Origin of the sequence: Sphingomonas jeddahensis (assembly GCF_001981525.1) — a bacterium.
GTDB classification, from domain to species: domain Bacteria; phylum Pseudomonadota; class Alphaproteobacteria; order Sphingomonadales; family Sphingomonadaceae; genus Sphingomonas; species Sphingomonas jeddahensis.
Genome location: NZ_MPSB01000003.1, coordinates 309,346 through 335,765, shown reverse-complemented (window position 1 = coordinate 335,765; position 26,420 = coordinate 309,346). Strand labels below are relative to the sequence as shown.

The 26,420-nt window shown below is 65.4% G+C and carries 17 protein-coding genes; 10 read left to right on the top strand and 7 right to left on the bottom strand.

Features of this window, described 5'->3' with window-relative positions; translation table 11 throughout:
- The first annotated feature begins 3 nt into the window (after positions 1 to 3).
- The gene (gene ssb / locus SPHI_RS05635; RefSeq protein WP_076743898.1) at positions 4 to 546 is read left to right on the top strand and encodes a single-stranded DNA-binding protein; all 543 of its coding nucleotides are present in this window, start codon (positions 4 to 6) and stop codon (positions 544 to 546) included.
- Between the two features lie 350 nt (positions 547 to 896).
- A complete protein-coding gene (locus tag SPHI_RS05630; protein WP_076743897.1) occupies positions 897 to 2,378 on the top strand; it encodes a sensor histidine kinase in 1,482 nt (493 codons plus the stop codon).
- Here SPHI_RS05630 and SPHI_RS05625 read toward each other — a convergent pair.
- Genes SPHI_RS05625 through metX form a run of 3 tightly spaced genes read right to left on the bottom strand, consistent with a single transcriptional unit; the run spans position 2,356 to position 4,483 of the window.
- Positions 2,356 to 2,745, bottom strand: coding sequence for a response regulator (locus SPHI_RS05625; RefSeq protein WP_198927817.1), 390 nt, complete (start codon positions 2,743 to 2,745; stop codon positions 2,356 to 2,358). The two genes, SPHI_RS05630 and SPHI_RS05625, sit on opposite strands and share 23 nt — an antisense overlap.
- A gap of 23 nt (positions 2,746 to 2,768) precedes the next feature.
- On the bottom strand, positions 2,769 to 3,368 hold the full coding sequence (metW, locus tag SPHI_RS05620) for a methionine biosynthesis protein MetW (RefSeq protein ID WP_076743895.1): 600 nt from the start codon (positions 3,366 to 3,368) through the stop codon (positions 2,769 to 2,771).
- Positions 3,365 to 4,483, bottom strand: coding sequence for a homoserine O-acetyltransferase MetX (metX, locus tag SPHI_RS05615; protein WP_076743894.1), 1,119 nt, complete (start codon positions 4,481 to 4,483; stop codon positions 3,365 to 3,367). Before metX ends, metW begins: the two co-directional genes overlap by 4 nt.
- An 85-nt stretch (positions 4,484 to 4,568) precedes the next feature.
- Between metX and SPHI_RS05610 the strand changes: the two genes are divergently transcribed.
- The 3 genes from SPHI_RS05610 to SPHI_RS05600 all read left to right on the top strand — a co-directional run bounded on the left by SPHI_RS05610 (position 4,569) and on the right by SPHI_RS05600 (position 8,547).
- Positions 4,569 to 6,158 carry an alpha-amylase family glycosyl hydrolase gene (locus SPHI_RS05610; RefSeq protein ID WP_076743893.1) on the top strand — a complete coding sequence of 530 codons (1,590 nt, stop codon included), beginning with the start codon at positions 4,569 to 4,571 and terminating at the stop codon, positions 6,156 to 6,158.
- Entirely contained in the window at positions 6,158 to 7,165 is a 1,008-nt protein-coding gene (locus tag SPHI_RS05605) for a glycosyltransferase family 4 protein (protein ID WP_076743892.1), read from the top strand. The genes SPHI_RS05610 and SPHI_RS05605 overlap by 1 nt, the downstream gene beginning before the upstream one ends.
- Before the next feature lie 209 nt (positions 7,166 to 7,374).
- The gene (locus tag SPHI_RS05600) at positions 7,375 to 8,547 is read left to right on the top strand and encodes an alpha-hydroxy-acid oxidizing protein (RefSeq protein ID WP_076743891.1); all 1,173 of its coding nucleotides are present in this window, start codon (positions 7,375 to 7,377) and stop codon (positions 8,545 to 8,547) included.
- A gap of 166 nt (positions 8,548 to 8,713) precedes the next feature.
- Here the strand turns inward: SPHI_RS05600 and SPHI_RS05595 are convergent, their stop codons facing one another.
- Positions 8,714 to 11,194, bottom strand: a complete 2,481-nt coding sequence (locus tag SPHI_RS05595) for a PhoX family protein (protein ID WP_076743890.1) — start codon at positions 11,192 to 11,194, stop codon at positions 8,714 to 8,716.
- Positions 11,195 to 11,615: 421 nt separating this feature from the next.
- On the opposite strand from SPHI_RS05595, the gene rplJ reads away from it, so the two are divergent.
- The gene (rplJ, locus tag SPHI_RS05590) at positions 11,616 to 12,131 is read left to right on the top strand and encodes a 50S ribosomal protein L10 (protein ID WP_076743889.1); all 516 of its coding nucleotides are present in this window, start codon (positions 11,616 to 11,618) and stop codon (positions 12,129 to 12,131) included.
- Between the two features lie 48 nt (positions 12,132 to 12,179).
- Positions 12,180 to 12,557: a 50S ribosomal protein L7/L12 gene (gene rplL, locus SPHI_RS05585; protein ID WP_076743888.1), complete on the top strand. Its 378-nt coding sequence runs from the start codon at positions 12,180 to 12,182 to the stop codon at positions 12,555 to 12,557.
- Positions 12,558 to 12,715: 158 nt separating this feature from the next.
- On the opposite strand, the gene SPHI_RS05580 is transcribed toward rplL, so the two are convergent.
- The 3 genes from SPHI_RS05580 to SPHI_RS05565 form a co-directional block, all read right to left on the bottom strand.
- Complete coding sequence (locus SPHI_RS05580; protein WP_076743887.1) at positions 12,716 to 13,546, bottom strand: PP2C family serine/threonine-protein phosphatase; 831 nt, start codon at positions 13,544 to 13,546, stop codon at positions 12,716 to 12,718.
- 131 nt (positions 13,547 to 13,677) lie between these two features.
- A complete protein-coding gene (locus SPHI_RS14840; RefSeq protein WP_144036157.1) occupies positions 13,678 to 14,811 on the bottom strand; it encodes a superantigen-like protein SSL4 in 1,134 nt (377 codons plus the stop codon).
- Between the two features lie 54 nt (positions 14,812 to 14,865).
- On the bottom strand, positions 14,866 to 16,788 hold the full coding sequence (locus SPHI_RS05565; protein ID WP_076743885.1) for a CocE/NonD family hydrolase: 1,923 nt from the start codon (positions 16,786 to 16,788) through the stop codon (positions 14,866 to 14,868).
- 321 nt (positions 16,789 to 17,109) lie between these two features.
- On the opposite strand from SPHI_RS05565, the gene rpoB reads away from it, so the two are divergent.
- The 3 genes from rpoB to SPHI_RS05550 all read left to right on the top strand — a co-directional run bounded on the left by rpoB (position 17,110) and on the right by SPHI_RS05550 (position 26,404).
- A complete protein-coding gene (gene rpoB, locus SPHI_RS05560; RefSeq protein WP_076743884.1) occupies positions 17,110 to 21,261 on the top strand; it encodes a DNA-directed RNA polymerase subunit beta in 4,152 nt (1,383 codons plus the stop codon).
- A gap of 124 nt (positions 21,262 to 21,385) precedes the next feature.
- Positions 21,386 to 25,678 carry a DNA-directed RNA polymerase subunit beta' gene (gene rpoC, locus SPHI_RS05555; protein ID WP_076743883.1) on the top strand — a complete coding sequence of 1,431 codons (4,293 nt, stop codon included), beginning with the start codon at positions 21,386 to 21,388 and terminating at the stop codon, positions 25,676 to 25,678.
- A 303-nt stretch (positions 25,679 to 25,981) separates the two neighbouring features.
- Positions 25,982 to 26,404, top strand: coding sequence for a hypothetical protein (locus tag SPHI_RS05550; protein WP_076743882.1), 423 nt, complete (start codon positions 25,982 to 25,984; stop codon positions 26,402 to 26,404).
- Positions 26,405 to 26,420 lie beyond the last annotated feature (16 nt).

The following is a 26,420-nucleotide window of genomic DNA, read 5'->3' as shown; positions in this document are numbered from 1 at the left end:
TTAATGGCAGGCAGCGTCAACAAGGTCATCCTCGTCGGGAATCTGGGTCGCGACCCGGAATCGCGCTCGTTCCAGAACGGCGGCAAGGTGGTGAACCTGCGCATCGCGACCAGCGAAAGCTGGAAGGACCGCAATTCGGGCGAGCGCAAGGAAAAGACCGAATGGCATTCGGTCGCGATCTTCAACGAAGGCCTCGCCAACGTCGCCGAACGCTTCCTGCGCAAGGGCTCGAAGGTCTATATCGAAGGCCAGCTCCAGACGCGTAAGTGGCAGGACAAGGACGGCCAGGACCGTTACTCGACCGAGGTCGTCCTGCAGGGCTTCAACAGCGTCCTGACAATGCTCGATGGCCCCGGCGGCGGCGGCGGTGATCGCGGCGGCAGCCGTGACGACTTCGGCGGCGGCGACGATTTCGGCGGTGGCGGCGGCTTCGGCGGCGGTCGCGGCGGCGGCGGTGGCAATCGTGGCGGCGGCAGCAACGGCGGCGGCTTCGGCCAGTCGCGCGGTGGCTTCGCCGACGATCTCGACGACGACGTCCCGTTCTAGGATCGGCCGGCGCGGCGGGGGGCCCGCCTCGCCACACTTCAAACGTCATCCCGGCCTTGCGCCGGGATCCCACGACCCGCAGGCGCTGTCGCTTGCGCCTCCAGCCTCCCAGCCCCCTCCAGCGTCAGCCCGCGCGGCACCATGGATCCCGGCGCAAGGCCGGGATGACGACGCATGCGAGGCGCGGTAGAAGCCAATCATCCCGCATGAACATCACGCAACCGCGGGATCGTTAATCACCACCGCTTCGTTCTGATCGCACGCCCCACCCCGGCCGCGACCAACCACCCAAAGGACCTGTGACGCCCCCCGCCCCACCTCCGCTCGACGAGACCGCCCGCGCGCGCATCATGGCGCGCTACGATCTCGCCGGCGCGCGTGACGAGGGTGCGCTCGACGATCTCGCCGCCTTCGCCGCGGAGCTGTGCGCCGTCCCGATCGCCATCGTCAGCCTGGTGGAGGAGGAAACCCAGTTCTTTGTCGCCCGCGTCGGCCTCGCCGCGGACGGCACCCCGCGCTCGCAATCCTTCTGCGCGCACGCAATGCACGGCCACAGCGTGATGGAAGTGCCGGACGCGACGCAGGACGCGCGCTTCGCCGCGAACCCGCTCGTCACCGGCGCGCCGCACATCCGCTTCTACGCCGGTGCCCCGCTCGTCTCGCGCGAAGGCGTGCCGCTCGGCGCGGTCTGCGTGATCGATGATCAGCCCCGCGCCGGCCTCACCCCCTTCCAGACGCGCGGGCTGGAGATCCTCGCCGCCGCCGCCATGTCGCGGCTCGAGGCCCGCCGCGCCGCGCGCGACAAGCGCGAAACCGCCGCCGAGAATCGCGCCGCGCTCGCCGACAGCGAAGGCCGCTTCCGCACGCTCGCCAACGCCATGCCGCAGATGGTCTGGTCGACGCTGCCCGACGGCTATCACGATTATTACAACGCCCGCTGGTATGAATTCACCGGCGCGCCCGCCGGCACCACCGATGGCGCAGGCTGGAACGACATGTTCCACCCCGAGGACCAGGACCGCGCGTGGAAGGTCTGGCGCCACAGCCTGGAAACGGGCGAACTGTATCAGATCGAGTATCGCCTGCGCCATTTCGACGGCACCTATCGCTGGGTGCTCGGTCGCGCGCTGCCGATCCGCGATGCCGAGGGGAACATCACCCGCTGGTTCGGCACCTGCACCGACATTCACGAGCAGAAGCTCGCGATGGAGGAGCGCGAGGTCATCAGCCAGGAACTGTCGCACCGCATCAAGAACATCTTCGCGGTGATCGGCGGCCTGATCCAGTTCGCCGCGCGCACCCATCCCGCGCTGGCGCCGCTCGCCGCGGACCTGCGCGCGCGGATCGCCGCGCTCGGCCGCGCGCATGATTTCGTTCGCCCGCACAGCAACAATTCGCGCCCTTCGGCACATCAGGACAGCCTGCGCGGGCTACTCGAACAGCTGCTGGCGCCTTATCAGTCGCATCCGGGCGAGCGCGTGACGATTGACGGGGTGGACATCCCGGTGGACGATCGCGCCGCCACCCCGCTGGCCTTGCTGTTCCACGAGCTCGCCACCAATGCGAGCAAGTACGGCGCCCTGTCGACCAACGAGGGTCATGTCACGATCGACATCCACACCGTGGGTGATCGTGCGCGGCTTACCTGGCGTGAGGAAAAAGGTCCGGCGCTGGCAGGCAGCGGCATGCCAAGTGGCTTCGGCAGCCAGCTGATTGAACTAAGCGCCGTGCGTCAGCTCGGCGGCACCGTCACGCGCGATTGGCGGCCGGATGGGCTGACGATCGTGATCGAAGCGCCGCTGGCGGCGCTCAGCCGAGCGCGCCGATCCTGATCACGTCGTCGCTGGCCATCTGCTGCCCGCTCGCCAGTGCGGCGGCGGCAAGGATCGCCTGGTCGCTGAACGGCTTGCGGACATAGCCCAAGGCTTCGCACGGAATGCCGATCTGCGACGGATTGGCGGTGACGAACACCACCTTCACGCCATGGTCGCGCGCGAGCTGCTCGGCGATCTGCGGACCGGTCGCCCCGTCGCGCAGGTTGATATCGACAAAGGCGATCTCGCATCCCGGCGCGGCGGCCAGCGCCTGCTCGCTGTCGGCGGCGATCCCCGCCACCCGATAGCCGGCGTCGGTAAGGATGCGCTCCAGGTCGAGCGCGACGAAGATCTCGTCTTCGATGATGAGGGCGGTCTTGCTCATGATATGTCGGTCGGCAACAATGATTAACCTTGGTTGGTTCCCCGAAGCAGGAAGATTGCATGTTCGGCGAGGAAATTTGCCGCCGCCGATGTGGTTTTCTTGTCACCCGACAGGAACCACGCGCCCTCCACCGCCACGCCGCGTTCCTTCAGATGGGCGCGGAAATCGTCCACCGTCAGATGGTGGATGTTGGGGGTGTCGTACCAATGCTCGGGTAACAATCGCGTTACCGGCATCCGCCCGCCCCACAGCAGCGAGGCGCGCACGCGCCAATGGGCGAAATTGGGGAAGCTGACAAAGGCATGCCGCCCGATCCGCAGCAATTGCCCCAGCACCGCATCGGGCGCCCGGCAGGTCTGCAGCGTCTGGCTCAGGATCGCATAGTCGAAGCTCGCATCGGGATAGCCGGCCAGATCGACGTCAGCGTCGCCCTGGATGACACTGAGCCCGCGCCCCACCGCCGCCGCAACGTTACGCGGGTCGAGCTCCAGCCCGCGCGCATCTGCCTGCTTGCTATCGCGCAGCGCCGCCATCAGCGCCCCGTCCCCGCAGCCCACGTCGAGCACCCGGCTTCCGCCCGCAACATGATCTGCGATGATCGCGAGGTCCGCGCGGAGGCTCACAAACCCGTCCCCATGAACCCTGCGACCACCCGGTTCATCTCTGGCGAATCAAGCAGAAAGGCATCGTGTCCGTACGGGCTGGACAGCTCAACGAAACTCACCGGCGCTCCGGCGGCGTTCAGCGCCTGCACGATCGCGCGCGATTCTCGCGTCGGATACAGCCAATCGGTATCGAAGCTGATCAGCGCGAACCGTGCCTTGGTCTGCCGGAAAGCATTGGCGAGCAGCCCGCCATGCTCTTCCGCCAGATCGAAATAATCCATCGCGCGGGTGATATAGAGATAGGAGTTCGCATCGAAGCGATCGACGAATGCGATGCCTTGATAGCGCAGGTAGCTCTCGACCTGGAAATCGGCGTCGAAGCCGAAGGTCTTCGCCTCGCGCGCCTGTAGCTTGCGCCCGAACTTCTCCGTCAGCCCAGCTTCGGAAAGGTAAGTGATGTGAGCCGCCATCCGCGCCACCGCGAGGCCCGCCGCGGGCGTCGAATGCCCGTAGTATTCGCCCCCGCGCCAATTCGGATCGGCCATCACAGCTTGCCGTCCGACCTCGTGGAACGCGATGTTCTGCGCGGAATGCCGCGCGGCAGAGGCGATCACGACCACCGCCTCTACACGATCGGGGAAGGTTGCAGGCCAGCTCAGCGCCTGCATCCCGCCCATTGATCCGCCGATCACCGCCTTCAGCCGCCCGATGCCCAGGTAATCGAGCAGCATCGCTTGCCCGCGCACCATGTCGCGGATGGTGATAACCGGGAAGCTCATTCCGAACGGCGCGCCGGTCGCCGGATCCACCGTCGCCGGCCCCGAAGATCCCATGCAACTGCCCAGCACATTGGCGCACACAACGAAAAAGCGGTCAGTATCTACCGGTCGCCCGGGCCCAACCATCTGCGTCCACCAACCCGGCTTGCCCGTGCGCGGATTAGCGCCCGCGACATGCTGATCCATGGTCAGCGCGTGACAGATCAGCACCGCATTGCCGCCGTCGGGCGCCAGGGTGCCATAGGTCTCATACGCGATCTCGACCGGCGCGAGCCGTCCCCCGCCGTCGAGCGGCAGCGGGCCGGGCAGGATGACGTGGCGCTGGAGACCGAAACGCTGGTCGTCGGCGGACATGCGGGCCGCGCTAGCATCATGAAACGATCGGGGGAAGCACGGAGGCGATGGTGAACCCATCCGTTGCCGCTGCGTTACGATTGCCATGAGCGAGGGAACTCCCGCCGCGCCCTGGTGGCAGCGCGGCGTCATCTATCAGGTCTATCCGCGCTCCTTCGCGGACAGCGATGGCGACGGCATCGGCGATCTCGCCGGCATCGAATCGCGCCTAGATCACATCGCGAGCCTTGGCGTGGACGCGATCTGGCTCTCGCCGATCTTCCCGTCGCCGATGGCCGATTTCGGCTATGACGTCGCCGATTACACCGGCATCGAGCCGATGTTCGGCGATCTCGCGGCGTTCGGCCGGCTGCTCGCCGCCGTCCATGCACGCGGGCTCAAGCTGCTGCTCGATTTCGTCCCGAACCATTCATCCACGCAGCACCCGTGGTTCGTCGAAAGTCGCTCCTCGCGCGACAATCCAAAGCGCGATTGGTACATCTGGCGCGACCCCGCGTCGGACGGCGGCCCGCCCAATAATTGGATCAGCGACATGGGCGGCCCCGCCTGGGAGTTCGATCCCGCGACCGGCCAATATTACTTGCACACCTTCCTGAAGGAACAGGCCGACCTCAACTGGCGCAACCCGGCAGTCGCGCAGGCGATGACCGACGTCATGCGCTTCTGGCTCGATCGCGGCGTGGACGGCTTCCGCATCGACGTGCTCTGGCACATCGTGAAGGCGGAGGGCTTGCCCGATAACCCGGCGAACCCCGACTGGCGCGAAGGCATGGCCGAGAAACTGCGCCTCCTCCAGCATCATTCTACCGACCAGCCCGAAGCGCACGCCCATACTCGCGCCATGCGCCAGCTCGCCGACGATTATGGCGAGACGCTGCTGGTCGGCGAAATCTTCCTGCCGCGTGATCGCCTGATGCGCTGGTACGGCACCGCCGCCGAGCCCGGCGTCCACCTCCCCTTCAATTTCGAGCTGATCGAGAACCGTTGGGATCGCGACACGCTGGCGAAGCTGATCGCGGACTATGACGCCGCCATTCCCGCACACGGCTGGCCGAACTGGGTGATCGGCAGCCACGACGCGCCGCGCATTGCCGCGCGCATCGGAGAGGCGCAGGCGCGTGTCGCCGCCATGCTGCTGCTCACGCTGCGCGGTACGCCGACGCTCTACCAGGGGGACGAGATCGGCATCGGCACCGTCCACATCCCGCCCGATCGCATCCGTGACCCACAGGATCTGCGCCAGCCCGGCATGGGCCTCGGCCGCGACCGCTCGCGCACCCCCATGCCCTGGGACGCTTCGCCCAACGCCGGCTTCTCCAGCGCCGAGCCATGGCTCCCGCTTCATCCCGATTGGCGCACCCGCAACGTCGCCGCGCAGGACGGAGATCCGCAATCGATGCTCACGCTCTACCGCCGCCTGCTTGCCGCGCGCCGGAACAGCCCCGCGCTATCGCTCGGCACGCTGACGATGCGCGATGCACCGCCCAACGTTCTCGCCTTTGAACGCTGCCACGGTGAGCAACGAATATTCGTGGCGCTCAACCTAGCGGATGAGCCGCGCGAAATCTCACGGCCGGGCGCCACCGGCGCGATCCTCGTCGCCACCGGTGATCGAAGCGCGTTCGACGGGCGTATCGAAGCAAATGAAGGGTTCGTCGTGGAGCTGAATAACTGATGCGCATCGCCATGTTGTCGTCGATCTCTTGGCCCACGCCGCCGACCGGCTATGGTCCCTGGGAATTGGTGACGAGCCTGCTGACCGAAGCGCTCGTCGCTCGCGGCGTCGACGTTACGCTCTTCGCCACGCAGAACTCACACACCGCCGGCAAGCTCGAAGGCGTTGCTCCGCGCGGCTATTCCGAGCCGCCACACCTCGATGCCAAGGTGTGGGAAGCGATGCACATCGCCAATTGCATCGAACAGGCCGGCAAGTTCGACCTCATCCACAACCAGGCCGATTTCATGCCGCTCGCTTGGTCAAGGCTGATCGACACGCCAATGCTGACGACGATCCACGGCTTCTCGTCCGAGCGGATCGTGCCGGTCTACCAACGGTACGACGACAACGTACACTACGTTTCGATCAGCGACGCCGATCGCCACCCGTCGCTCAGCTATGCCGAAACGATTCATCACGGCATTCCGCTGGATGATTTCCCCTTCGATCCGGTCGGCAGCGACGATCTTCTGTTTTTCGGCCGAATTCACCCCGACAAGGGCCCACACGATGCCATTTCCGCCGCCCGGATCGCCGGAAAACGCCTGGTCATGGCCGGCCTGGTCCAGGACGAAGGCTATCACGAGCGCCACGTCGCGCCACACATCGACAACGACCGTGTGATCTTTCACGGTGTGGTCGGCGGCGAGGCTCGCACCCGCGCGCTCGGGCAGGCGGGCGCGCTCCTCCACCTGATCGGCTTCGACGAACCCTTCGGCTTGTCGGTCGTTGAGGCCATGGCTTGCGGCACCCCGGTGATCGCCTTCAATCGCGGCTCCATGCCCGAGTTGATCGAGCACGGCGTCACCGGATTCCTCGTCGACACGGTGGAAGAGGCGGTGGAGGCAATCGCCCGGGTCGCAGAGATCGACCGCGCCAAGTGTCGTCAGCGTGTCGCCGAACGCTTCAGCGTTGAGCGCATGGCGGATGATTACGTCAGGCTGTACGAGCGGCTGATCGGATAGCTCCACCCGCTCGCCCTGCGTTTATGAAAAGCGAGCCGCGCCTCCCCGGTTCGTGCTGAGCCTGTCGAAGCACGGACCAAGCAGCGCCATGCCCTTCAACAAGAACAGGGGCGAACGGGAATCGACGCGCCTCCTGAATCCCCAGTCAGGTGATGGTGGACATCACCTCCCCCCGTCCGCAACACTGCGCGCCAAAGGAGAGCAAATCCATGCCGCATTACGGCGACCTGCAAACCCAGATCTACGGCGCCGGCCTTTCCGGCATCGTCCCCACCCTCCCCGTCGATTTCGCCACGCTGGAAAAGCGCGCCCAGGCGGCCCTCCCGTCCCACGTCCTCACCTATGTCCAGGGCGGCTGCGGCGACGAATTCACCCAGGATGAGAACGCCCGCGCCTTCCGCCATTGGGGCATGGTGCCACGGATGATGGTCGACGCGACTCATCGCGATCTCACAACGGATCTGTTCGGCCTAAGGCTTCCCTCGCCCGTTTTCATGGCTCCGATCGGCGTCACCGGCATGATGTCGCAGGATCAGCACGGCGACATTGCGGCCGCGCAGGCCTCCGCCGCCACCGGCGTGCCGCTCACCGCCTCGACGCTGTCCAACGACCCGCTGGAGGACGTTCAGGCCGCCTGCGGTGACACCCCGGCCTTCTTTCAGCTCTACACCCCGCGCGACCGGGAACTTGCGGAAAGCCTCGTCAGCCGGGCCGAGGCCGCGGGCTACAAGGCAATCATCGTCACGCTCGACACCTGGGTCACCGGCTGGCGCCCGCGCGATCTAAACCCGTCAAACTTCCCGCAGCTGCGCGGCCACGTGCTCCAGAACTATTTCACCGATCCGCGCTTCCGCGCCATGCTGGGCGGCAAGTCGCCCGAGGACGACCTGCGCACCGCCATTGGCACCTGGGGCGCGACCTTCGGCAAGGTGCTGACGTGGGAAGACATGTCGTGGCTGAAATCGATCACCAAGCTGCCGATCGTGCTGAAGGGCATCTGCCACCCGGACGACGCCCGCCGCGCGATTGATGGCGGCGCCGACGGCATCTATGTGTCGAACCACGGCGGCCGCCAGGCGAACGGCGGTATTGCCGCAATCGACATGCTGCCCGCGGTGGCCGAAGCGGTGAACGGCCGTGTGCCGGTGCTGTTCGATAGCGGCATTCGCTCGGGCACCGATGTGGTAAAGGCAATCGCACTCGGTGCCGATGCCGTTGGGATCGGGCGTCCTTATGCCTACGGCCTTGCGCTAGGCGGCGCAGAAGGCTGCGCGCATGTTCTTAAATGCATTCTCGCCGAGGCCGACCTGCTGATGGCGGTCAACGGCTGGCCGACGCTGGCGGAAGTGCGCGCGGCTGGGGCGATTCGAACAGATCGGTAAAGCCGTCCACGCCCCGCCAAAACGCGTCATCCCCGCGCAGGCGGCGATCCATAAGCTTCGAACCAGCGGCTGGAGCCGCGACGTTCGCCGATATGGATCCCCGCCTGCGCGGGATGAATCTGCGGCGGGGCGCCCCTGCCGTCGAGGCAAGCGCGCCCCAGCCCGATCAGATCCCGACCAGACCGCCGTCAGTGCGGGTGATCACGATCGTCGCCGAACGCGGGCGGCTGGCGGTCGCCGGCGTGCCGGTCTGCGAGGCCGGCCAGCTCGACGTGATGTTGGCCGGATCGCCATTTTCGCCGGGGTGCTGGATGTTGACAAACAGCGCCTTGCCATCCGGCGTCGAGGTAATGCCGGTGATCTCGCACTCTTTGGGACCGACCAGGAAGCGCTTCAGCGTCGCGCCCGGTGCCTTGCCGACCCGCGTGGTCGCGGTGCCGGTGCCGGCCGCGGTGGTGTTGGTGATCGTCTTGGTGCCGCCGTCACCGACGCGGCCCGGGATCGCCGCCAGCATCTGGTTGTTGGTGACGTCGGTATAGGCACCGTCGTCGGTCTGCAGCCACATGACCGGGCTCGCACCCTGGCCCGCGACGTTCGACGGCAGGCTGAACCAGATGCCGTCGGGCGACGAGAAGTCGTTGGTGTCGTCCAGACCCGACAGATTGATGTTGTCCTTGTTCAGGTCGCTGCCAGCGCCAAAGGCATAGATGTCCCAGGTGAAGGCAGTCGCCTCGCTGGTATCGCCATTCTCGCGCAGGCGGATGACATGGCCGTTGACGTTGCCGCTGCCGGTGCGACCGTCGGTGCGCGGGTCCAGATAGGCACGCGGGTTGGCGGCGTCGGTGCGGGCCGGGGTGCGCGACGAATTGTTGGTGAGCGTGCAGTACATCTCACCATTCGCCGGGTTCACCGCCGTCCATTCCGGACGGTCCATCGGCGTGGCTCCGACCAGATCGGCCGCGATGCGGCAATTGATCAGCACGTCGGCCTGATCCGCAAACGGATAGGTCGCATTGCCGCTGGTCAGCGGGCCCTGGTTGAACACCAGAGGCAGCCACTGGCCCGTGCCATCAGCGTTCATCTTCGCGACGTAGAGCGCGCCGGCATCGAGATACTTGTCGCCGATCGCCAGACGATCCGCCGCATTGGCGTCCGCTGCCGACCACGCCGTGTTCGACACGAACTTGTAGATATATTCGTTCTGCGCGTCGTCACCCATGTAGAAGGCGGGCTTCACGCCGGCGATCATTCGGCTCGGCTCGACACCCTCGTGGTTCATGCGGCCAAGCGCGGTGCGTTTACGCGGCACCGAATTGACGTTGTACGGATCGATCTCGACGATCCAGCCATATTGGAACGGCTCGTGGCGGAAGTCGGCCGTGCCGTCCGGGGCGGCGTCGGCAACGGCGGTCGCGTTCCACTTGCGGAACACGGTGTTCGACGAGTCGGCCGGGGTCACCGTCGTCCAGCCGTAGTTGCCGGCGCGGCCTTCGCTGATGCCGTAGCGCGACAGGCTGGTGTTCTCGTTCGCCTTGCCGGCGGCGGTACGCACGGCCGCATCGCCGCGGTCGCGACGGAAATATCCCGCCCAGTTTTCCTCAGCCGTGGCATAGGTGCCCCAGGGCATCGTGCCGTTGGCGCAATTGTTGATCGTACCGCGACCCTGCGTGCCATCCTTCGAATAGGCGGTGCGCAGCATCGGGTGGCCTTTCACCGGGCCGTTGAACGCCATGGGCGTGTTGGGGGTGATGCGGCGATTGAGTGCCGATGTCTGGACGTAGCTCCACGCCGATGCGCCGCGCGTGACTTCGATCACCGATACGCCATGCGCCTCGATCTCCTTGATCGCCTCGGCTTCCGGCCGCGCGCCGTTGACGCGGGTCTGGCCGTTCACGTGCAGGTAGCTTTCGGTGATATTCTCGTGGTTGAGAACCAGCAGGCCACGCGTGCTGCCCGACGGGTCGCGCGCCGCTCCCGTTGCTGCCAGACCGAAGAAGCTCATGCCGTCATGATGATCGCCGGCGCGCGCGCCGAAATTGGTGTCGGTGCCATTGTTGGCATAGGCCGGGGTGTTGGCGTTGATCGGGTCCCCTAGGCGATACAGCACCGTCACGGTGTAGCCGGCTGGTACCGTGACCAGGTCGTTGCGGTTCTTCGCCACCGCCGTGAAGTCCAGCGTTGCCGGCGAGATGGTGACGGTGGTGTCAGCGGTCGCGGTGTCGCCCACCCCGGTCGTGCCGGTGAAGCGGAAGACCAGTGGCGTGGCGGCGCTGACGGCCGGCGCGGTGAAGGAGGCGGTACGCGTGTTGGCATTGGCCAGCGTCACGGCTGGGCCGCTCACCTGGGTCCAGGCCACGCTCTGCGCCGTGTCGCTGGCGGTGCCCTGCAGCGTCACCGTCTTGCCGGCGTTTGCCGTTGCGGTCTGGCCCGCCGAAACCGTCACGCTGTCACGCGTCAGCAGATCGCCCTCGTCATCGCAGCCGGCGAGCAGCACGCCGCCGAACACCGCTGTGGTCATCGCGGTCAGGCCGCCCCGCAGCGTCTGACGACGCGAATAACGCTGACCGATCAGATCGTTGAGGTGCGTGTTGGCGGTACGGTTCGTATCGATGTCGCCGTCGTCGTACGTGAAGAGCGAGTCAGTCATTGTCCCCCCGAGGGTTTGGTTGTCTGACCAGACTCTGGCCGGGGCGTGTGACGCGGCAATTGCCACCCGAAGTCATTCCGATGGCGAATCCATGCCAGTTTGAAGACAGTTGACGTTCGACCGAAAAACGCTAAGTAGCCGCGCTTGCCATGCCTTCGGGCGTGGCGCCGTCCGAGACAGCGGGTGGGTGTTCGCGCCCTTAATGCCCCGCCGAGACGGGGACAGGATTTCACCGCGGCGCTTTGCGCTCCGGTCTGCCGCACGCTTCTCGTAAGCCTGCGACTGCTTCCCATTCCCCATCGCTCGGGTTCCATCAAAGTAATACTTTGATGGGCGCCCTTGGACAACCGCACGTGTATTTGCGCGTGCGGATCGTAACCGGCCGCAGCCTTCGGGATGCGGTCAAAGTGTGGAGAATGGCATGGATCGTGCTCAAAAGGCCGCAGCCGTCGCCGAACTCAAGCAGACCTTCTCCGAGGTCGGCGTGGTGGTCGTCACCCGCAACCTCGGCCTCACCGTCGCCCAGTCGACGCAGCTGAGGACGAAGATGCGCGAGGCCGGCGCCGTGTTCAAGGTCTCGAAGAACAAGCTTGCCAAGATCGCGCTCGACGGCACCGACTATCACGAGCTTGGTGACATGTTCACCGGCCCGGTCGGTCTCGCGACTTCGGTCGATCCCGTCGCGGCTGCCAAGGTAGCCGTGGATTTCGCCAAGACGACCGACAAGTTCGAGATCGTCGGCGGCGGAATGGGCGCGACGAAGCTCGACGTGGCAGGCGTTCAGGCGCTTGCGACGATGCCGTCGCTGGACGAGCTCCGGGCGAAGATCGTCGGTCTCATCGTGGCCCCGGCTACGAAGCTGGCGACCATCACCCAGGCGCCCGCCGCGCAGATCGCGCGCGTGCTTGCAGCTTACTCGGAAAAGGAAGCCGCCTGATCCTTCAGGCAGCATCGTTTCATTCGAACGTTTCAAAGGAAGTATATCATGGCAGACCTGAACGCGCTGGTTGACCAGCTGTCCGAACTGACCGTCCTCGAGGCGGCTGAGCTCTCGAAGCTCCTTGAAGAGAAGTGGGGCGTCTCGGCCGCAGCAGCGGTTGCAGCGGCTCCGGCAGCTGGCGGCGGCGCTGCCGCTCCGGCCGCTGAAGAGAAGACCGAGTTCGACGTGATCCTCACCGGCGACGGTGGCAAGAAGATCAACGTCATCAAGGAAGTCCGCGCGATCACGGGCCTCGGCCTGACCGAAGCGAAGACCCTCGTTGAGTCGGCTCCCAAGGCGATCAAGGAAGGCGTCTCGAAGGACGAGGCCGAGAAGGTCAAGAAGCAGCTTGAAGAAGCTGGCGCGACCGTCGAGGTCAAGTAAGCCGCTGCGGGGAAGACGGGCCACGCTGGCCCGCCTCCCCGCAAGGCCGGCCGGCGTGGGCCAGGGCCCACGACCGACGTCACGGGACTTGCTCCCGTGACGGCTCGCCACAGAGAAGAGGCGGGATCCGCAAGGAGGCCGCCTTTTTCTTTAGGCTGTCACCCCACGCCCGTCACCCGCACCCAAAGGGCGGTCGCATCATCGCTCCGCTTGAACCGGGGATAGCGCACGCACGCCGCATCCTCCGCCTCTACCGCGCGCAGCTCCTCTCCGAGCGCCGCCAGCCCGCGCGCTTCAATCGCAGCGAACAACTCCTCCGCACGATAAACCGCATAGGCATCGACCAGCGCGGAGAAACCGTCGGTCATCAGCAGCACCGAATCTCCCAGCGCAACCGCTGTCGACGCCGTGCTCATCGCTGCGGCCGATGCAGCCGCATCCACACCCAACACCCGTCGCCCCGGCCGCGCACGATGCGCGCGGCGATCCTCCAGCACCGCCGGCGACCGCAAGGCTTGCGCCCCGATCCCCAGCCCCAGCGCCGCCGCTGAAGCGGACTCGGTCACCCGGTTCGGCATGGGCGTACACCATCGCACCGCCTCGCCCGATCGGAGCAGGACCACGCAATCCGCCGCCCAGGCCACATCCATCGTCTTGCCATTCAGCTGGACGGCGGCAAAGGCTGCGCTCGGCAGCTCCCACACATGATCCACCGGTCGCCGCTTTTCCGCCGCGAAGCGCGCCGCGACATGGTCGAACATCTGCCGGCAGCTATCCGCCAACCGATCGGCTGAGGAAATGCTGAACCCCGCATCCGCCGTGGCCGCCAGCCACGCCGCGCCGCCCTGTTCACCCAGCAACCCAGGCCGGCCGAGGTCGGTCGCCCCGTCGATCACCCAGGCGCAGGTCGACTTGCTCCCCGCACGATCGTCATTGGCGATCCCCGCGCTGCCGTTCAGGCTAATCGATTGCACCAGATCGAAATGCATGGCGGCTCCTCGTAACCCGCGCGCCATAGCCCTTCCTCGCCGGCACGGGGAAGGGGACCGCTCGCGCAGCGAGTGGTGGAGCGGCATCGCCGCAAAAGGAGCCGACGGCGATCTATTTTAACGAAGGACAGTCACCGACCCGAGTGCGGCCGCACCCCGATCGTGTCGTACATGCGCATTGGCTGATCGAGCCAGAACGGCCCGAGCTTCGCCTGCCCCGGCCGCTCGATCCCGAGCGCATGGACCGAGGTGGTCTGCCCACCGGCATGAACCGCGCGGATCGCCACCACCGGCACGAACATCGGCCGCCCACCCGCCTGAAGCACGGTGATCGCGTCGCGCGGCATCGTAGCGAGCGCGCGGACCTTGCGCGCCTCACCCGGCGCGAGGTCGAACGGCGGCGTGGCCGGCCGCGGAACGGGGCCGGCGAACATCGCCGCGATCGCCGCATCCTGCCCCGGCTGCGCGCTCGTCAGCCGCACGTCCAGCGTAACGCCCTGCGCCGCCACGTCCGAAACGTTGCGAACGGTGACGGTCACGTCCGCCGTGGCGGTGACCATGTTGAGGCCGGCACGGCTCACCGCGGGCTCATCGAGATCAAGCCGGGGCGCCGGTGCCGACGCGGCTTGGTCAAGAAAGCGTGGCGCCGTGGGAGCCACGGGAACGGCAGGAGCCCGGCTGACAGGCGGCGCCTCCGGCGGCGGCACGGCATCGACCACGGGTAGGACCGGCACGTCCGCCGGCTCCGCCTGACGCCGGCGACGCCAGGCGAACAACCCCATACCCGTCAACAGGATCAGTCCCAACACCACGGGCCACAGCCATGCCGGGCGCTCACTGGGCGTTGCAGAAACTGGCTCAGCCACCGGGGGCGCCAGCGCTGTCGGAGCCACAGCGGGAGCGGCCGACGTCGGACTGGCGACCGGCTCGGGAGTGGCAACCGGTGTCGCGGTGGTGGATGGGCTCGGCGTAGCAACGGGCGTGGGCGTGGCCCGCGGCGTGGGTGTCGCGCTGGGCTGCGGCGTCGGCGTAGCCCGCGCCGTCGGGGTGACACGCGCCGTCGGTGTAGCCCGCGGCGTGGGGGTTGACGTAGCAACCGGTGCCGGCGGCACCACCAGCGGCACCACGGGCGTTGGCTGCGAACTCGGCAGGCTGTAATTGCCGAGATCCGGCAGCGTCGCGGGCGCGTCTTGCGCCGCGGCCATCCCTGCCCCCGATCCCAGCATGCCAAGCGCCGCCACCCCGGCCGCAAGCCGCATCTTCATCACCCCTGACATGCTCATCGCGCTACCGTCACCAACCTGAACGCCGACAACCGCTCAGCGCGCTTGCGGCTGATCGACCGGCACGACCGGCAGCCACACTGCGCTCGCCTTGGCGCCGCCGCGCTCGATCGTCACCGTTACCTTTTGATAATCTTCCTTCTTCGCCAGGAAGATGTTAGGCACGTACTTCTGCGGGTTGCGGTCGTACAGCGGGAATTGCGACGATTGCACCTGCACCATCATGCGGTGCCCCGGCTGGAAGACATGGTTCACCGTCGGCAGGCGGAAACGATAGCGCTGCGTCTTGTTCGCCGGGATCGCCGAGGGCTTCTCGAAGCTGTCGCGATAGCGCCCGCGGAAAATGTCCTGGCTGATCGCCAGCTGGTAACCGCCCTTCTTCGGATCGTTCGGATAATCGTCGGGATAGACGTCGATCACCTTGACCACGAAATCGCCGTCGGTGCCCGTGGTCTTGGCGAAGATGTCGGCGAACGGCGCGCCCGACACTCGCACTGCCTGGGTGAGCGGCGCCGTCTGATAGGTCATCACATCGGTCCGCCCGTCCACCGAACGCTGATCGGACACCAGCCACGCGCCCCAGCGCCCGTCGCCGAAGTTCACCGGGCGCGGCAGGTGCGGCACCGGCTTGGCGGGATCGGAGACATAACTATCCCCGCCGCTCGCGCCCTTGTCGAAGCCGAGCGCACCGTCCGCCTGGAGGTAGATCGGCTTCAGCGGCGCGGCGCAACTCGCCTCGCACGCGAGCGGCCATTGCGCCAGTCTGTCCCAGCGATTGGCGCCGGTATTGTAGATCAGCGCCTGTGGCGGGGTGAACGCGGGGCGGCCGTCACGAAGATATTGGTCGAAGAACGGAAACAGATACTCTTCACGCCACTCGGTCGCGGTGTCGCCGTTCCACTTGAAATCGCCCAGCGACGATCCGTCGTAATTTGCCTGGCTGTGCCGCCACGGCCCCATGACAAGGAAATTGTTGCCCGCCTTGCCCTTGGCCTTCAGCGCCTCCCAGGTCGTAATCGCGCCGTACATGTCCTCCTGATCGAACAGTCCTTGTTCCCACATCGTCGGCACGTTCGACGGATTGGCGGCGATCAGCTTGTCGAGCGCCTGCCCCTGCCAGAAGCCGTCATAGGCAGGATGCGCCACCATGCGCTGCCAATACGGCAGCTTGGCGTAGCCGGACCGCTCCGCCCAGGCACCAGCCGAGCCGACGCGGCGGAACTGTTCGTAATCGTCATAGATGCCCGACACCGGCTGTGTGCCCGCACCTTTAAACCCGGTCTGGCTGCCCAGCCATCCGATGTTGGCGAGGCGAAACGCGCCATGGTGGAACCAGTCGTCGCCCATCCACCCGTCGATCATCGGGCTCTCTGGCGCGGCGACCTTCAGCGCCGGATGCGGATTGAGCAGCGCCATCACGACCGTCAGCCCCTCGTACGAGGAGCCGAGCATCCCCACGCGGCCGTTCGTCTCGGGCAGGTTCGCCTTGTTCACCAGCCAATCGATTGTGTCGTAAGCGTCGGTGGTGTGGTCCACCTTGGTTGGGTTGAGCGGGCCGACCACCGGGCGGGTGACGACATAGTCGCCCTCAGACCCGTACTTGCCGCGGATGTCCTGAAACACGCGAATATAGCCCGCACGGACGAACGGCTCATCCGCCTGCGGCAGGAGCGAGGCCATATTGGGGCTGTTGGCGACCCGGTTGGCGCGCCCGGCGGCATTGTAAGGCGTGCGGGTCAGCAGGATCGGCGCGTTGGTGGCGCCCTTGGGAATGACGATGACGGTGAACAGCTTGGTCCCGTCGCGCATCGGGATCATCACCTCGCGCCGGACATAGTCACGCGCCTCGATCGGATAAGCGAAGCCGGCCGGAACGTCGCCAGACGGCACCGGCGTCTGCTGCGCCGCCACGGGGCTGAAGGCCAGCACAACACCGGCAAGCAGCAGCAGTTTCTTCATGTGAACGCGCCTCCCAACACGCCGTCAGTCCCGCGAAGGAGGAATGACGGTTGAAGCGCGTGGCGATACTCGCCCATCGGTTCGACAATCAACCGTTAGGAGGTGCACGCCGGTTGACGCGATCCAACACGTCGCCTATATCGCGATCCTCACCACAGCTTCGGGAAAAGACATGGCGTCGCGCACCATGTCGAACGGATTGAAGTTGCGGGTTTCATAAGACGCTTCAAGGCTGCCGTCGTTCCGCTACCGGAACCTGACGTGCGGCCTTTTCGTGTCTTGTCCGCGCTCGGACGAATTAGACCAAGGCAGGTAAGCTACATGGCAACCAAGGCGATCGAAGGCGGCACCGCAAAGCGCCGCATCCGCAAGGTCTTCGGCAACATCCACGAAGTGGTGCAGATGCCGAACCTCATCGAGGTGCAGCGCGAAAGCTACGAGCAGTTCCTGCGGTCCGATCCCTCGATCGGCTATGTCTCGGGCCTCGAGAAGACGCTGCGCAGCGTGTTCCCGATCCGTGACTTCGCCGGCACCGCGGAACTCGATTTCGTGAACTACGAGCTCGAGCCGCCGAAGTTCGACGTCGAGGAATGCCGCCAGCGTGGCATCACCTATGCCGCGCCGATGCGCGTCACGTTGCGCCTGATCGTGTTCGAGGTGGATCCCGATACGGAAACCCGCTCGGTGCTCGATATCAAGGAGCAGGACGTCTACATGGGCGACATGCCGCTGATGACGGAGAACGGTACGTTCTTCATCAACGGCACCGAGCGCGTGATCGTCAGCCAGATGCACCGTTCGCCGGGCGTGCTCTTCGACCATGACCGCGGCAAGACGCACGCCTCGGGCAAATATCTCTTCGCTGCCCGCGTGATCCCGTACCGCGGCTCGTGGCTCGATTTCGAGTTCGACGCCAAGGACATCGTCAACGTCCGTATCGACCGTAAGCGCAAGCTGCCGGTCACGGCTTTGCTGTACGCGCTTGGTCTCAACAGCGAGGAAATCCTCAACCACTTCTACAACCGCGTCACCTATGTGCGCGGCGAGGGTGGCTGGCGCATTCCGTTCGCGGCCGAGAACTGGCGCGGTGCGAAGCCGACCTTCGACCTGGTCGACGCCAACTCGGGCGAAGTGGTGTTCCCCGCGGGCACCAAGGTGACCCCGCGCGCCGCCAACAAGGCGGCCAAGGACGGCCTCACCGACCTGCTCATCCCCACCGAGGAAATCTACGGCCGCTACTCGGCCTATGACCTCATCAACGAGGGCACCGGCGAGATCTACGTCGAGGCCGGCGATGAGATCGGCCCCGACAACCTCGAAAAGCTCGACCGCGCGGGCATCGACCGCATCGAGCTGCTCGACATCGATCACGTGTCGACGGGCGCCTGGATCCGCAACACGCTCAAGGCCGACAAGGCCGAGGAGCGCGAGCAGGCTCTCAGCGACATCTATCGCGTGATGCGCCCCGGCGAGCCGCCGACGCTCGAGACCGCAGAGTCGCTGTTCGCCGGCCTGTTCTTCGATCCGGACCGCTACGATCTGTCGGCCGTCGGCCGCGTCAAGCTCAACATGCGCCTCGACCTCGATGCCGAGGACACGGTGACGACGCTGCGTACCGAGGACATCCTCGCGGTGGTCAAGACCCTCGTCGACCTGAAGGACGGCAAGGGCGAGATCGACGACATCGACAATCTCGGCAACCGCCGCGTGCGTTCGGTGGGCGAGCTGCTTGAAAACCAGTATCGCGTCGGCCTGCTCCGCATGGAGCGCGCGGTGAAGGAGCGCATGAGCTCGGTCGATGTCTCGACCGTCATGCCGAACGACCTGATCAACGCGAAGCCGGCCGTGGCTGCCGTTCGTGAGTTCTTCGGCTCGTCGCAGCTGTCGCAGTTCATGGACCAGACCAACCCGCTCTCCGAAGTGACGCACAAGCGTCGCGTTTCGGCGCTCGGGCCGGGCGGTCTCACCCGTGAGCGCGCCGGCTTCGAAGTCCGCGACGTTCACCCGACGCACTATGGCCGCATCTGCCCGATCGAGACGCCGGAAGGCCCGAACATCGGCCTGATCAACTCGCTGTCGACCTTTGCGCGCGTCAACAAGTACGGCTTCATCGAGACGCCGTATCGCCGCGTGGTCGACCGCAAGGTGACGGGCGAGGTCGTGTACCTCTCCGCGATGGAGGAGCAGAAGCACACCGTCGCGCAGGCGAACGCCGAGCTGGATGCGGAAGGCCGCTTCACGGAGGATCTGATCTCGGCACGTCAGGCAGGTGAATTCCTGATGGCGCTCCCTGAGAACATCACCCTCATGGACGTGTCGCCCAAGCAGCTCGTCTCGGTCGCCGCCTCGCTGATCCCGTTCCTCGAGAACGACGACGCGAACCGCGCACTGATGGGCTCCAACATGCAGCGGCAGGCTGTGCCGCTGGTCAAGGCCGAGGCACCGTTCGTCGGCACCGGCATGGAAGAGACCGTCGCTCGTGACTCGGGCGCTGCCATCTCGGCACGTCGCGCCGGCATCGTCGACCAGGTCGACGCCAGCCGCATCGTGATCCGTGCGACCGGTCAGGTCGATGCGGGCAAGTCAGGCGTGGACATCTACACGCTGATGAAGTTCCAGCGTTCGAACCAGTCGACCTGCATCAATCAGCGTCCGCTGGTGAAGGTGGGCGACGTGGTCAACGCCGGTGACATCCTCGCCGACGGTCCGTCGACCGAGTTCGGCGAGCTGGCGCTGGGCCGTAACGCGCTCGTCGCGTTCATGCCCTGGAACGGCTACAACTACGAGGACTCGATCCTCATCTCCGAGCGGATCGTGAAGGACGACGTGTTCACGTCGATCCACATCGACGAGTTTGAGGTGATGGCCCGCGACACCAAGCTCGGGCCAGAGGACATCACGCGCGACATCCCCAACGTCGGCGAGGAAGCACTGCGCAACCTCGACGAAGCGGGCATCGTGTACGTGGGTGCCGAGGTCGAGCCGGGCGACATCCTGGTTGGCAAGATCACGCCGAAGGGCGAGAGCCCGATGACGCCGGAGGAAAAGCTCCTCCGCGCCATCTTCGGTGAGAAGGCCAGTGACGTGCGCGACACCTCGCTTCGCCTGCCGCCGGGCGTTGCCGGTACGATTGTCGACGTTCGCGTCTTCAACCGCCACGGCATCGACAAGGACGAGCGCGCGATGGCGATCGAGCGTGAGGAAATCGAGCGCCTGAAGAAGGACTCGGATGACGAGCGTACGATCCTCAATCGGGCGACCTGGAGCCGCCTGCGCGAGATGCTGATCGGCCAGACCGCCACGGCGGTGCCGAAGGGCGGCCCCAAGAAGGGTGCCGTGATCGGTCAGGACACGCTCGACAGCGTCGATCGCCACGAATGGTGGAAGTTCGCCGTCGCCGACGATCAGGTCCAGTCGGATCTGGAAGCGGTCAAGGCGCAGTATGACGAAGCCGCGAAGCTCATTAAGGAGAAGTTCGAGGATCGTCGCGAGAAGCTGGAGCGTGGCGACGAGCTGCCGCCGGGCGTGCTCAAGATGGTCAAGGTCTTCGTTGCGGTGAAGCGCAAGCTTCAGCCGGGCGACAAGATGGCCGGCCGTCACGGCAACAAGGGCGTTATCTCCCGCATCCTGCCGGTCGAGGACATGCCGTTCCTCGCTGACGGTACGCCGGTCGATCTCGTGCTCAACCCGCTGGGCGTGCCGTCGCGCATGAACGTCGGGCAGATCTTTGAAACGCACCTTGGCTGGGCCGCGCGCGGCCTTGGCCAGCAGGTGGCGCAGCAGCTCGAAGACTGGCGCGAGGCCAATCCGGACGCCGCGGCGGGCGCCATGCCCGAGGCGGTCAAGGAGCGGCTCAAGACGATCTATGGCGAGCACTACGCTGACGAGATCGACGCGCGCGACGCGACCGGCATCATCGAGCTGGCGAACAACCTGAAGCCCGGCATTCCGATGGGCACCCCGGTGTTCGACGGTGCGGTGGAGCAGGACGTGGCCGATATGCTTGAACTGGCGGGTCTTGACCCGTCGGGTCAGTCGGATCTGTTCGACGGGCGCACCGGCGATCAGTTCGACCGCAAGGTGACGGTGGGCATCATCTACATGCTCAAGCTGCACCACCTTGTGGACGACAAGATCCACGCACGCTCAATCGGGCCGTACTCGCTCGTCACCCAGCAGCCGCTGGGCGGCAAGGCGCAGTTCGGCGGCCAGCGCTTCGGCGAGATGGAGGTCTGGGCACTGCAGGCATACGGCGCCGCCTATACCCTGCAGGAAATGCTGACGGTGAAGTCGGACGACGTGGTCGGCCGCACCAAGGTCTACGAAGCAATCGTCAAGGGTGACGATACCTTCGAGGCTGGCATTCCGGAGAGCTTCAACGTGCTCGTCAAGGAAATGCGCTCGCTGGGCCTGAACGTCGAGCTGAAGAGCCACGAGGAAGTCGACGACGGCCTCGCCGAGGCGGCGGAGTAACGCGGTACCTTCTCCCCTCCCGCCCTGCGGGAGGGGTCGGGGGAGGGCCTGTCCTCCACGCCGACGCCTACGACATCCCCTCCCCTAGCCCCTCCCGCAAGCGGGAGGGGAATTGGAGCGAAAAATGAACGAACTGACCAATTTCGCGAACCCCGTCGCCAAGACGGAGACCTTCGACCAGATCCAGATCGGCATCGCGTCCCCGGACCGCATCCGCTCCTGGTCGTTCGGCGAAATCAAGAAGCCCGAGACGATCAACTATCGCACGTTCAAGCCCGAGCGTGACGGCCTGTTCTGCGCGCGCATCTTCGGTCCGATTAAGGACTACGAATGCCTGTGCGGCAAGTACAAGCGCATGAAGTACAAGGGCATCGTCTGCGAGAAGTGCGGCGTCGAGGTCACCGTTTCGAAGGTCCGCCGCGAGCGGATGGGCCATATCGAGCTCGCCGCCCCGGTTGCACACATCTGGTTCCTGAAGTCGCTGCCCTCGCGTATCGGCCTGCTGCTCGACATGCAGCTCAAGCAGCTCGAGCGCGTGCTGTACTTCGAGGCCTATATCGTGATCGAGCCGGGCCTGACGCCGCTCGAGAAGTTCCAGTTGCTGACCGAGGACGAGCTCCTCGAGGCGCAGGACGAATATGGTGAGGACGCCTTCTCCGCCGGCATCGGCGCAGAGGCGGTGCGCATCATGCTCGAAAGCCTCGATCTCGAAGGCGAGAAGACCGCGCTGCTTGAAGAGCTGGCGACGACCAAGTCGGAGCTGAAGCCCAAGAAGATCATCAAGCGCCTCAAGGTCGTCGAGAGCTTCCTGGAGTCGGGCAACCGTCCGGAGTGGATGATCCTCGAGGTCGTTCCGGTCATCCCGCCCGAGCTTCGCCCGCTGGTGCCGCTCGACGGCGGCCGCTTCGCGACGTCGGATCTCAACGATCTGTATCGCCGCGTGATCAACCGCAACAACCGCCTCAAGCGCCTCATGGAGTTGCGCGCGCCGGACATCATCGTCCGCAACGAAAAGCGCATGCTTCAGGAAGCGGTCGACGCGCTGTTCGACAACGGCCGCCGCGGCCGCACGATCACTGGCGCCAACAAGCGTCCGCTGAAGTCGCTGTCCGACATGCTCAAGGGCAAGCAGGGCCGCTTCCGTCAGAACCTGCTCGGCAAGCGCGTCGACTATTCGGGCCGTTCGGTCATCGTGACCGGTCCGGAGCTGAAGCTGCACCAGTGCGGGCTCCCGAAGAAGATGGCGCTCGAGCTGTTCAAGCCGTTCATCTATGCCCGCCTCGACGCCAAGGGTCTGTCCATGACCCTGAAGCAGGCCAAGAAGTGGGTCGAGAAGGAGCGCAAGGAAGTCTGGGACATCCTGGACGAGGTGATCCGCGAGCATCCCGTGATGCTCAACCGCGCACCGACGCTCCACCGTCTCGGCATTCAGGCGTTCGAGCCAGTGCTGATCGAGGGCAAGGCGATCCAGCTTCACCCGCTGGTCTGCTCGGCCTTCAACGCCGACTTCGACGGCGACCAGATGGCCGTGCACGTCCCACTGAGCCTTGAGGCACAGCTGGAAGCGCGCGTCCTGATGATGTCGACCAACAACATCCTCTCGCCCGCCAACGGCAAGCCGATCATCGTGCCGTCGCAGGACATGGTGCTCGGTCTCTACTATCTCTCGATGGAGAAGCAGAACGAGCCGGGCGAAGGCATGCTGCTGGCTGACATGGAGGAGGTCCACCAGGCGCTGTTCAACGGCGCGGTGACGCTGCACACCAAGATCGTCAGCCGCGTTCCGCAAACCGACGAGAACGGCAACCAGTATCTCAAGCGCTACGAAACGACCCCCGGCCGCATGCTCCTCGGCGAGACGCTGCCTAAGTCGCACCGCGTGCCGTTCGAGACCGTCAATCGCCTGCTGACCAAGAAGGACGTCACCGACGTCATCGACGAGGTCTATCGTCACACCGGCCAGAAGGAGACGGTGCTGTTCGCCGACGCGATCATGGCGCTTGGCTTCCGCCACGCGTTCCGTGCCGGCATCTCGTTCGGCAAGGACGACATGCTCGTCGCGCCGGACAAGGACAAGCTGGTCGACGAGACCCGCGAGCAGGTGAAGGACTTCGAGCAGCAGTATCAGGACGGCCTGATCACGCAGCAGGAGAAGTACAACAAGGTGATCGACGCCTGGAGCCGTTGCGGTGACCAGGTGGCGAACTCGATGATGAACGAGATCAAGGCCGTTCGTCATTATGACGAGAATGATGGCGAGATGGCCGGCCGTGAGAAGCCGATCAACTCGATCTACATGATGGCGCACTCGGGTGCCCGTGGTTCGCAGGCGCAGATCAAGCAGCTTGCGGGCATGCGTGGCCTGATGGCCAAACCGTCGGGCGAGATCATCGAAACGCCGATCATCTCGAACTTCAAGGAAGGCCTGACCGTCCTTGAATACTTCAACTCCACCCACGGCGCGCGTAAGGGCCTCGCGGACACGGCGTTGAAGACCGCCAACTCGGGCTACCTCACCCGCCGTCTCGTTGACGTGTCGCAGGATTGCGTCATCGTCGAGGAGGATTGCGGCACCGAGCGCGCGCTGGAGATGAAGGCGATTGTTCAGGGCGGCTCGGTCATCGCGTCGCTCGGCGAGCGTATTCTCGGCCGTACGACGGCGGAGGACATCGTCGACGCCAAGACCGGCGAAGTCGTCATCCCGACGGGCACGTTGCTCGACGAGGCGATGATCACCCGGATCGAGGCCATCGGTCTCCAGGGCTGCAAGATCCGCTCGCCGCTGGTCTGCGAGAGCAAGATCGGCGTCTGCGGCAAGTGCTACGGGCGTGATCTTGCCCGCGGTACGCCGGTGAACATCGGCGAGGCCGTTGGCGTCATCGCGGCGCAGTCGATCGGTGAGCCGGGCACGCAGCTAACGATGCGTACCTTCCACATCGGCGGCGCGGCGCAGCTCAATGAGCAGTCGAACCTCGAAGCGCCGGTGGACGGCACGGTCGAGTATCGCGATCTGCGCATCATCGTCGACCAGCGTGGTCGCCGCGTGGTGCTCAGCCGCTCGGGCGAGATCGCGATCGTCGACATGGATGGCCGCGAGCTGGCGGTGCACAAGATCCCGTACGGCGCGAACGTGCTGTGCGACGATGGGCACATCATCAGCGCCGGCGATCGCATCGCCGAGTGGGATCCGTTCACCATGCCGGTGATCACGGAAACCGGCGGCACGGTGAAGTATCAGGACCTCATCGAGGGCAAGACGCTGACCGAGCAGGTCGACGAAGCGACGGGCATCGCCCAGCGCGTCGTCACCGAATATCGTGCAGCGGCGCGCACCAAGGAGGATCTGCGTCCGCGCATCACCCTGCTCGACGAGGGCTCGGGTGAGGCTGCGCGCTACATGCTTGCGGCGGGTGCGGTGCTCTCGGTAGACGACAATTCAACGGTCTATGCCGGCGACGTCGTCGCCCGTGTCGCTCGCGAGTCCGCCAAGACGCGCGACATCACCGGCGGTCTGCCGCGCGTCGCCGAGCTGTTCGAAGCGCGCAAGCCGAAGGAAAATGCGATCATCGCCAAGGTCTCTGGCCGCGTGGTGTTCGGCAAGGACTATAAGGCGAAGCGCAAGATCGGCATCCAGCCCGAGGACGGCGGCGAGGTGGTGGAATACCTCATCCCGAAGTCGAAGGTGATCGACGTTCAGGAAGGCGACTACGTCAAGCGTGGCGACAATCTGATCGGCGGCAGCCCGGATCCGCACGACATTCTCGAGGTGCTCGGCATCGAGCCGCTCGCGGAATATCTCGTGTCGGAAATCCAGGAAGTCTATCGACTTCAGGGCGTGAAGATCAACGACAAGCACATCGAGACGATCGTTCGTCAGATGCTGCAAAAGGTCGAGATCACCGAGGCCGGCGACACCACCCTGCTCCCCGGCGAGCAGGTGGATCGTGCGGAGATGGACGAAGTCAACGCCAAGCTCGGCAAGAACGAGGCACCGGCGCAGGGCAAGCCCATCCTCCTCGGCATCACCAAGGCGAGCCTGCAGACCCGGTCGTTCATCTCGGCCGCGTCGTTCCAGGAGACCACCCGCGTCCTCACGGAAGCGGCGGTCCAGGGCAAGCAGGACACGCTGATGGGCCTGAAGGAGAACGTCATCGTCGGCCGGCTCATCCCGGCAGGCACTGGCGCCGGCATGAACCGCCTGCGTGTTGCTGCAACGTCGCGCGACGTTGCGCTCCGTGCGCAGCAGCGCAAGCTGTCCGAGATGCTGGTCGCGCCCAACAGCGCCGACGAGCTGCGTGCGGCCGAGAACGCCCGCAGCGTGCGTGACGATGCCGGCACCGGCAGCGATCCGCTCGCCACCGTCGTCCCGTCGGGCGACGGCAGCGACGAGGCAGCCGGCGAGTATCTGAACGACTGATCGTTCGGGTAAGCTGACGCGAAAAGCCCCGCCGGAGCGATCCGGCGGGGCTTTTTGTTGGCGGATTACGAACGCCGCGCACCACATCTGCCGTCACCCTGAACTCGTTTCAGGGTCCACGCGTCGGCAAGTCCGGTCGCGGCTGGCACCTGGGTGAATGCCGAAGCAAGCTCAGCGTGAAGGCATCTTCGAACAGATGCGACTTTCGCCCTGAACTATCGGGATCCGCACACCTTCGCTCGCGCTGCTCCTGACGGTAAAACCTGTTAAGAACGGCTAGGGGCACCTGATAGGAGATGGACAATGCATTTCGCCTTCACGGCGATGAGAATCGCGGCTGTTTGTCTCGCTTCGACTCCAGCTGTCCTGGCTGCCCAGCTTCCGCCACCTCCACCGCCCGGCTCCCCCAACTACGTTCAGCTGCTGGAAGAGTCCTACAACAACCGATCCATGAAGGATTATGGGGCACTCTTCGCCGAGAATGTTACCGTGTACGTTGACGGCAAGATCGTCGCAAAGGATCGCGAAGCGTTTCTGCAACGGGTTCAATCGGAATTTGACAGCAACCTTCACATACGTTCGATGTCGTGGGCTCAAGGATCGCAGGTGCTTGTCATGGATGAGGTGATGGGCTGCATTCCGTTGAAGCCTTCGCCTGGAGCTGTGTTCATCCCTGTTATAAGGCGCGCGCAGTTCGCTATGATCTCGGAGATGATCATAAGATAAGTGCCGTTCACATTCT

Bases quoted from the DNA above. Each gene is read 5' to 3' on its own strand.
- ssb (WP_076743898.1), top strand. From the start codon at position 4: ATGGCAGGCAGCGTCAACAAGGTCATCCTCGTCGGGAATCTGGGTCGC.
- SPHI_RS05630 (WP_076743897.1), top strand. From the start codon at position 897: ATGGCGCGCTACGATCTCGCCGGCGCGCGTGACGAGGGTGCGCTCGAC.
- SPHI_RS05625 (WP_198927817.1), bottom strand. From the start codon at position 2,745: ATGAGCAAGACCGCCCTCATCATCGAAGACGAGATCTTCGTCGCGCTC.
- metX (WP_076743894.1), bottom strand. From the start codon at position 4,483: ATGTCCGCCGACGACCAGCGTTTCGGTCTCCAGCGCCACGTCATCCTG.
- SPHI_RS05610 (WP_076743893.1), top strand. From the start codon at position 4,569: ATGAGCGAGGGAACTCCCGCCGCGCCCTGGTGGCAGCGCGGCGTCATC.
- SPHI_RS05605 (WP_076743892.1), top strand. From the start codon at position 6,158: ATGCGCATCGCCATGTTGTCGTCGATCTCTTGGCCCACGCCGCCGACC.
- SPHI_RS05600 (WP_076743891.1), top strand. From the start codon at position 7,375: ATGCCGCATTACGGCGACCTGCAAACCCAGATCTACGGCGCCGGCCTT.
- SPHI_RS05595 (WP_076743890.1), bottom strand. From the start codon at position 11,194: ATGACTGACTCGCTCTTCACGTACGACGACGGCGACATCGATACGAAC.
- rplJ (WP_076743889.1), top strand. From the start codon at position 11,616: ATGGATCGTGCTCAAAAGGCCGCAGCCGTCGCCGAACTCAAGCAGACC.
- rplL (WP_076743888.1), top strand. From the start codon at position 12,180: ATGGCAGACCTGAACGCGCTGGTTGACCAGCTGTCCGAACTGACCGTC.
- SPHI_RS05580 (WP_076743887.1), bottom strand. From the start codon at position 13,546: ATGCATTTCGATCTGGTGCAATCGATTAGCCTGAACGGCAGCGCGGGG.
- SPHI_RS14840 (WP_144036157.1), bottom strand. From the start codon at position 14,811: ATGAAGATGCGGCTTGCGGCCGGGGTGGCGGCGCTTGGCATGCTGGGA.
- SPHI_RS05565 (WP_076743885.1), bottom strand. From the start codon at position 16,788: ATGAAGAAACTGCTGCTGCTTGCCGGTGTTGTGCTGGCCTTCAGCCCC.
- rpoB (WP_076743884.1), top strand. From the start codon at position 17,110: ATGGCAACCAAGGCGATCGAAGGCGGCACCGCAAAGCGCCGCATCCGC.
- rpoC (WP_076743883.1), top strand. From the start codon at position 21,386: ATGAACGAACTGACCAATTTCGCGAACCCCGTCGCCAAGACGGAGACC.
- SPHI_RS05550 (WP_076743882.1), top strand. From the start codon at position 25,982: ATGCATTTCGCCTTCACGGCGATGAGAATCGCGGCTGTTTGTCTCGCT.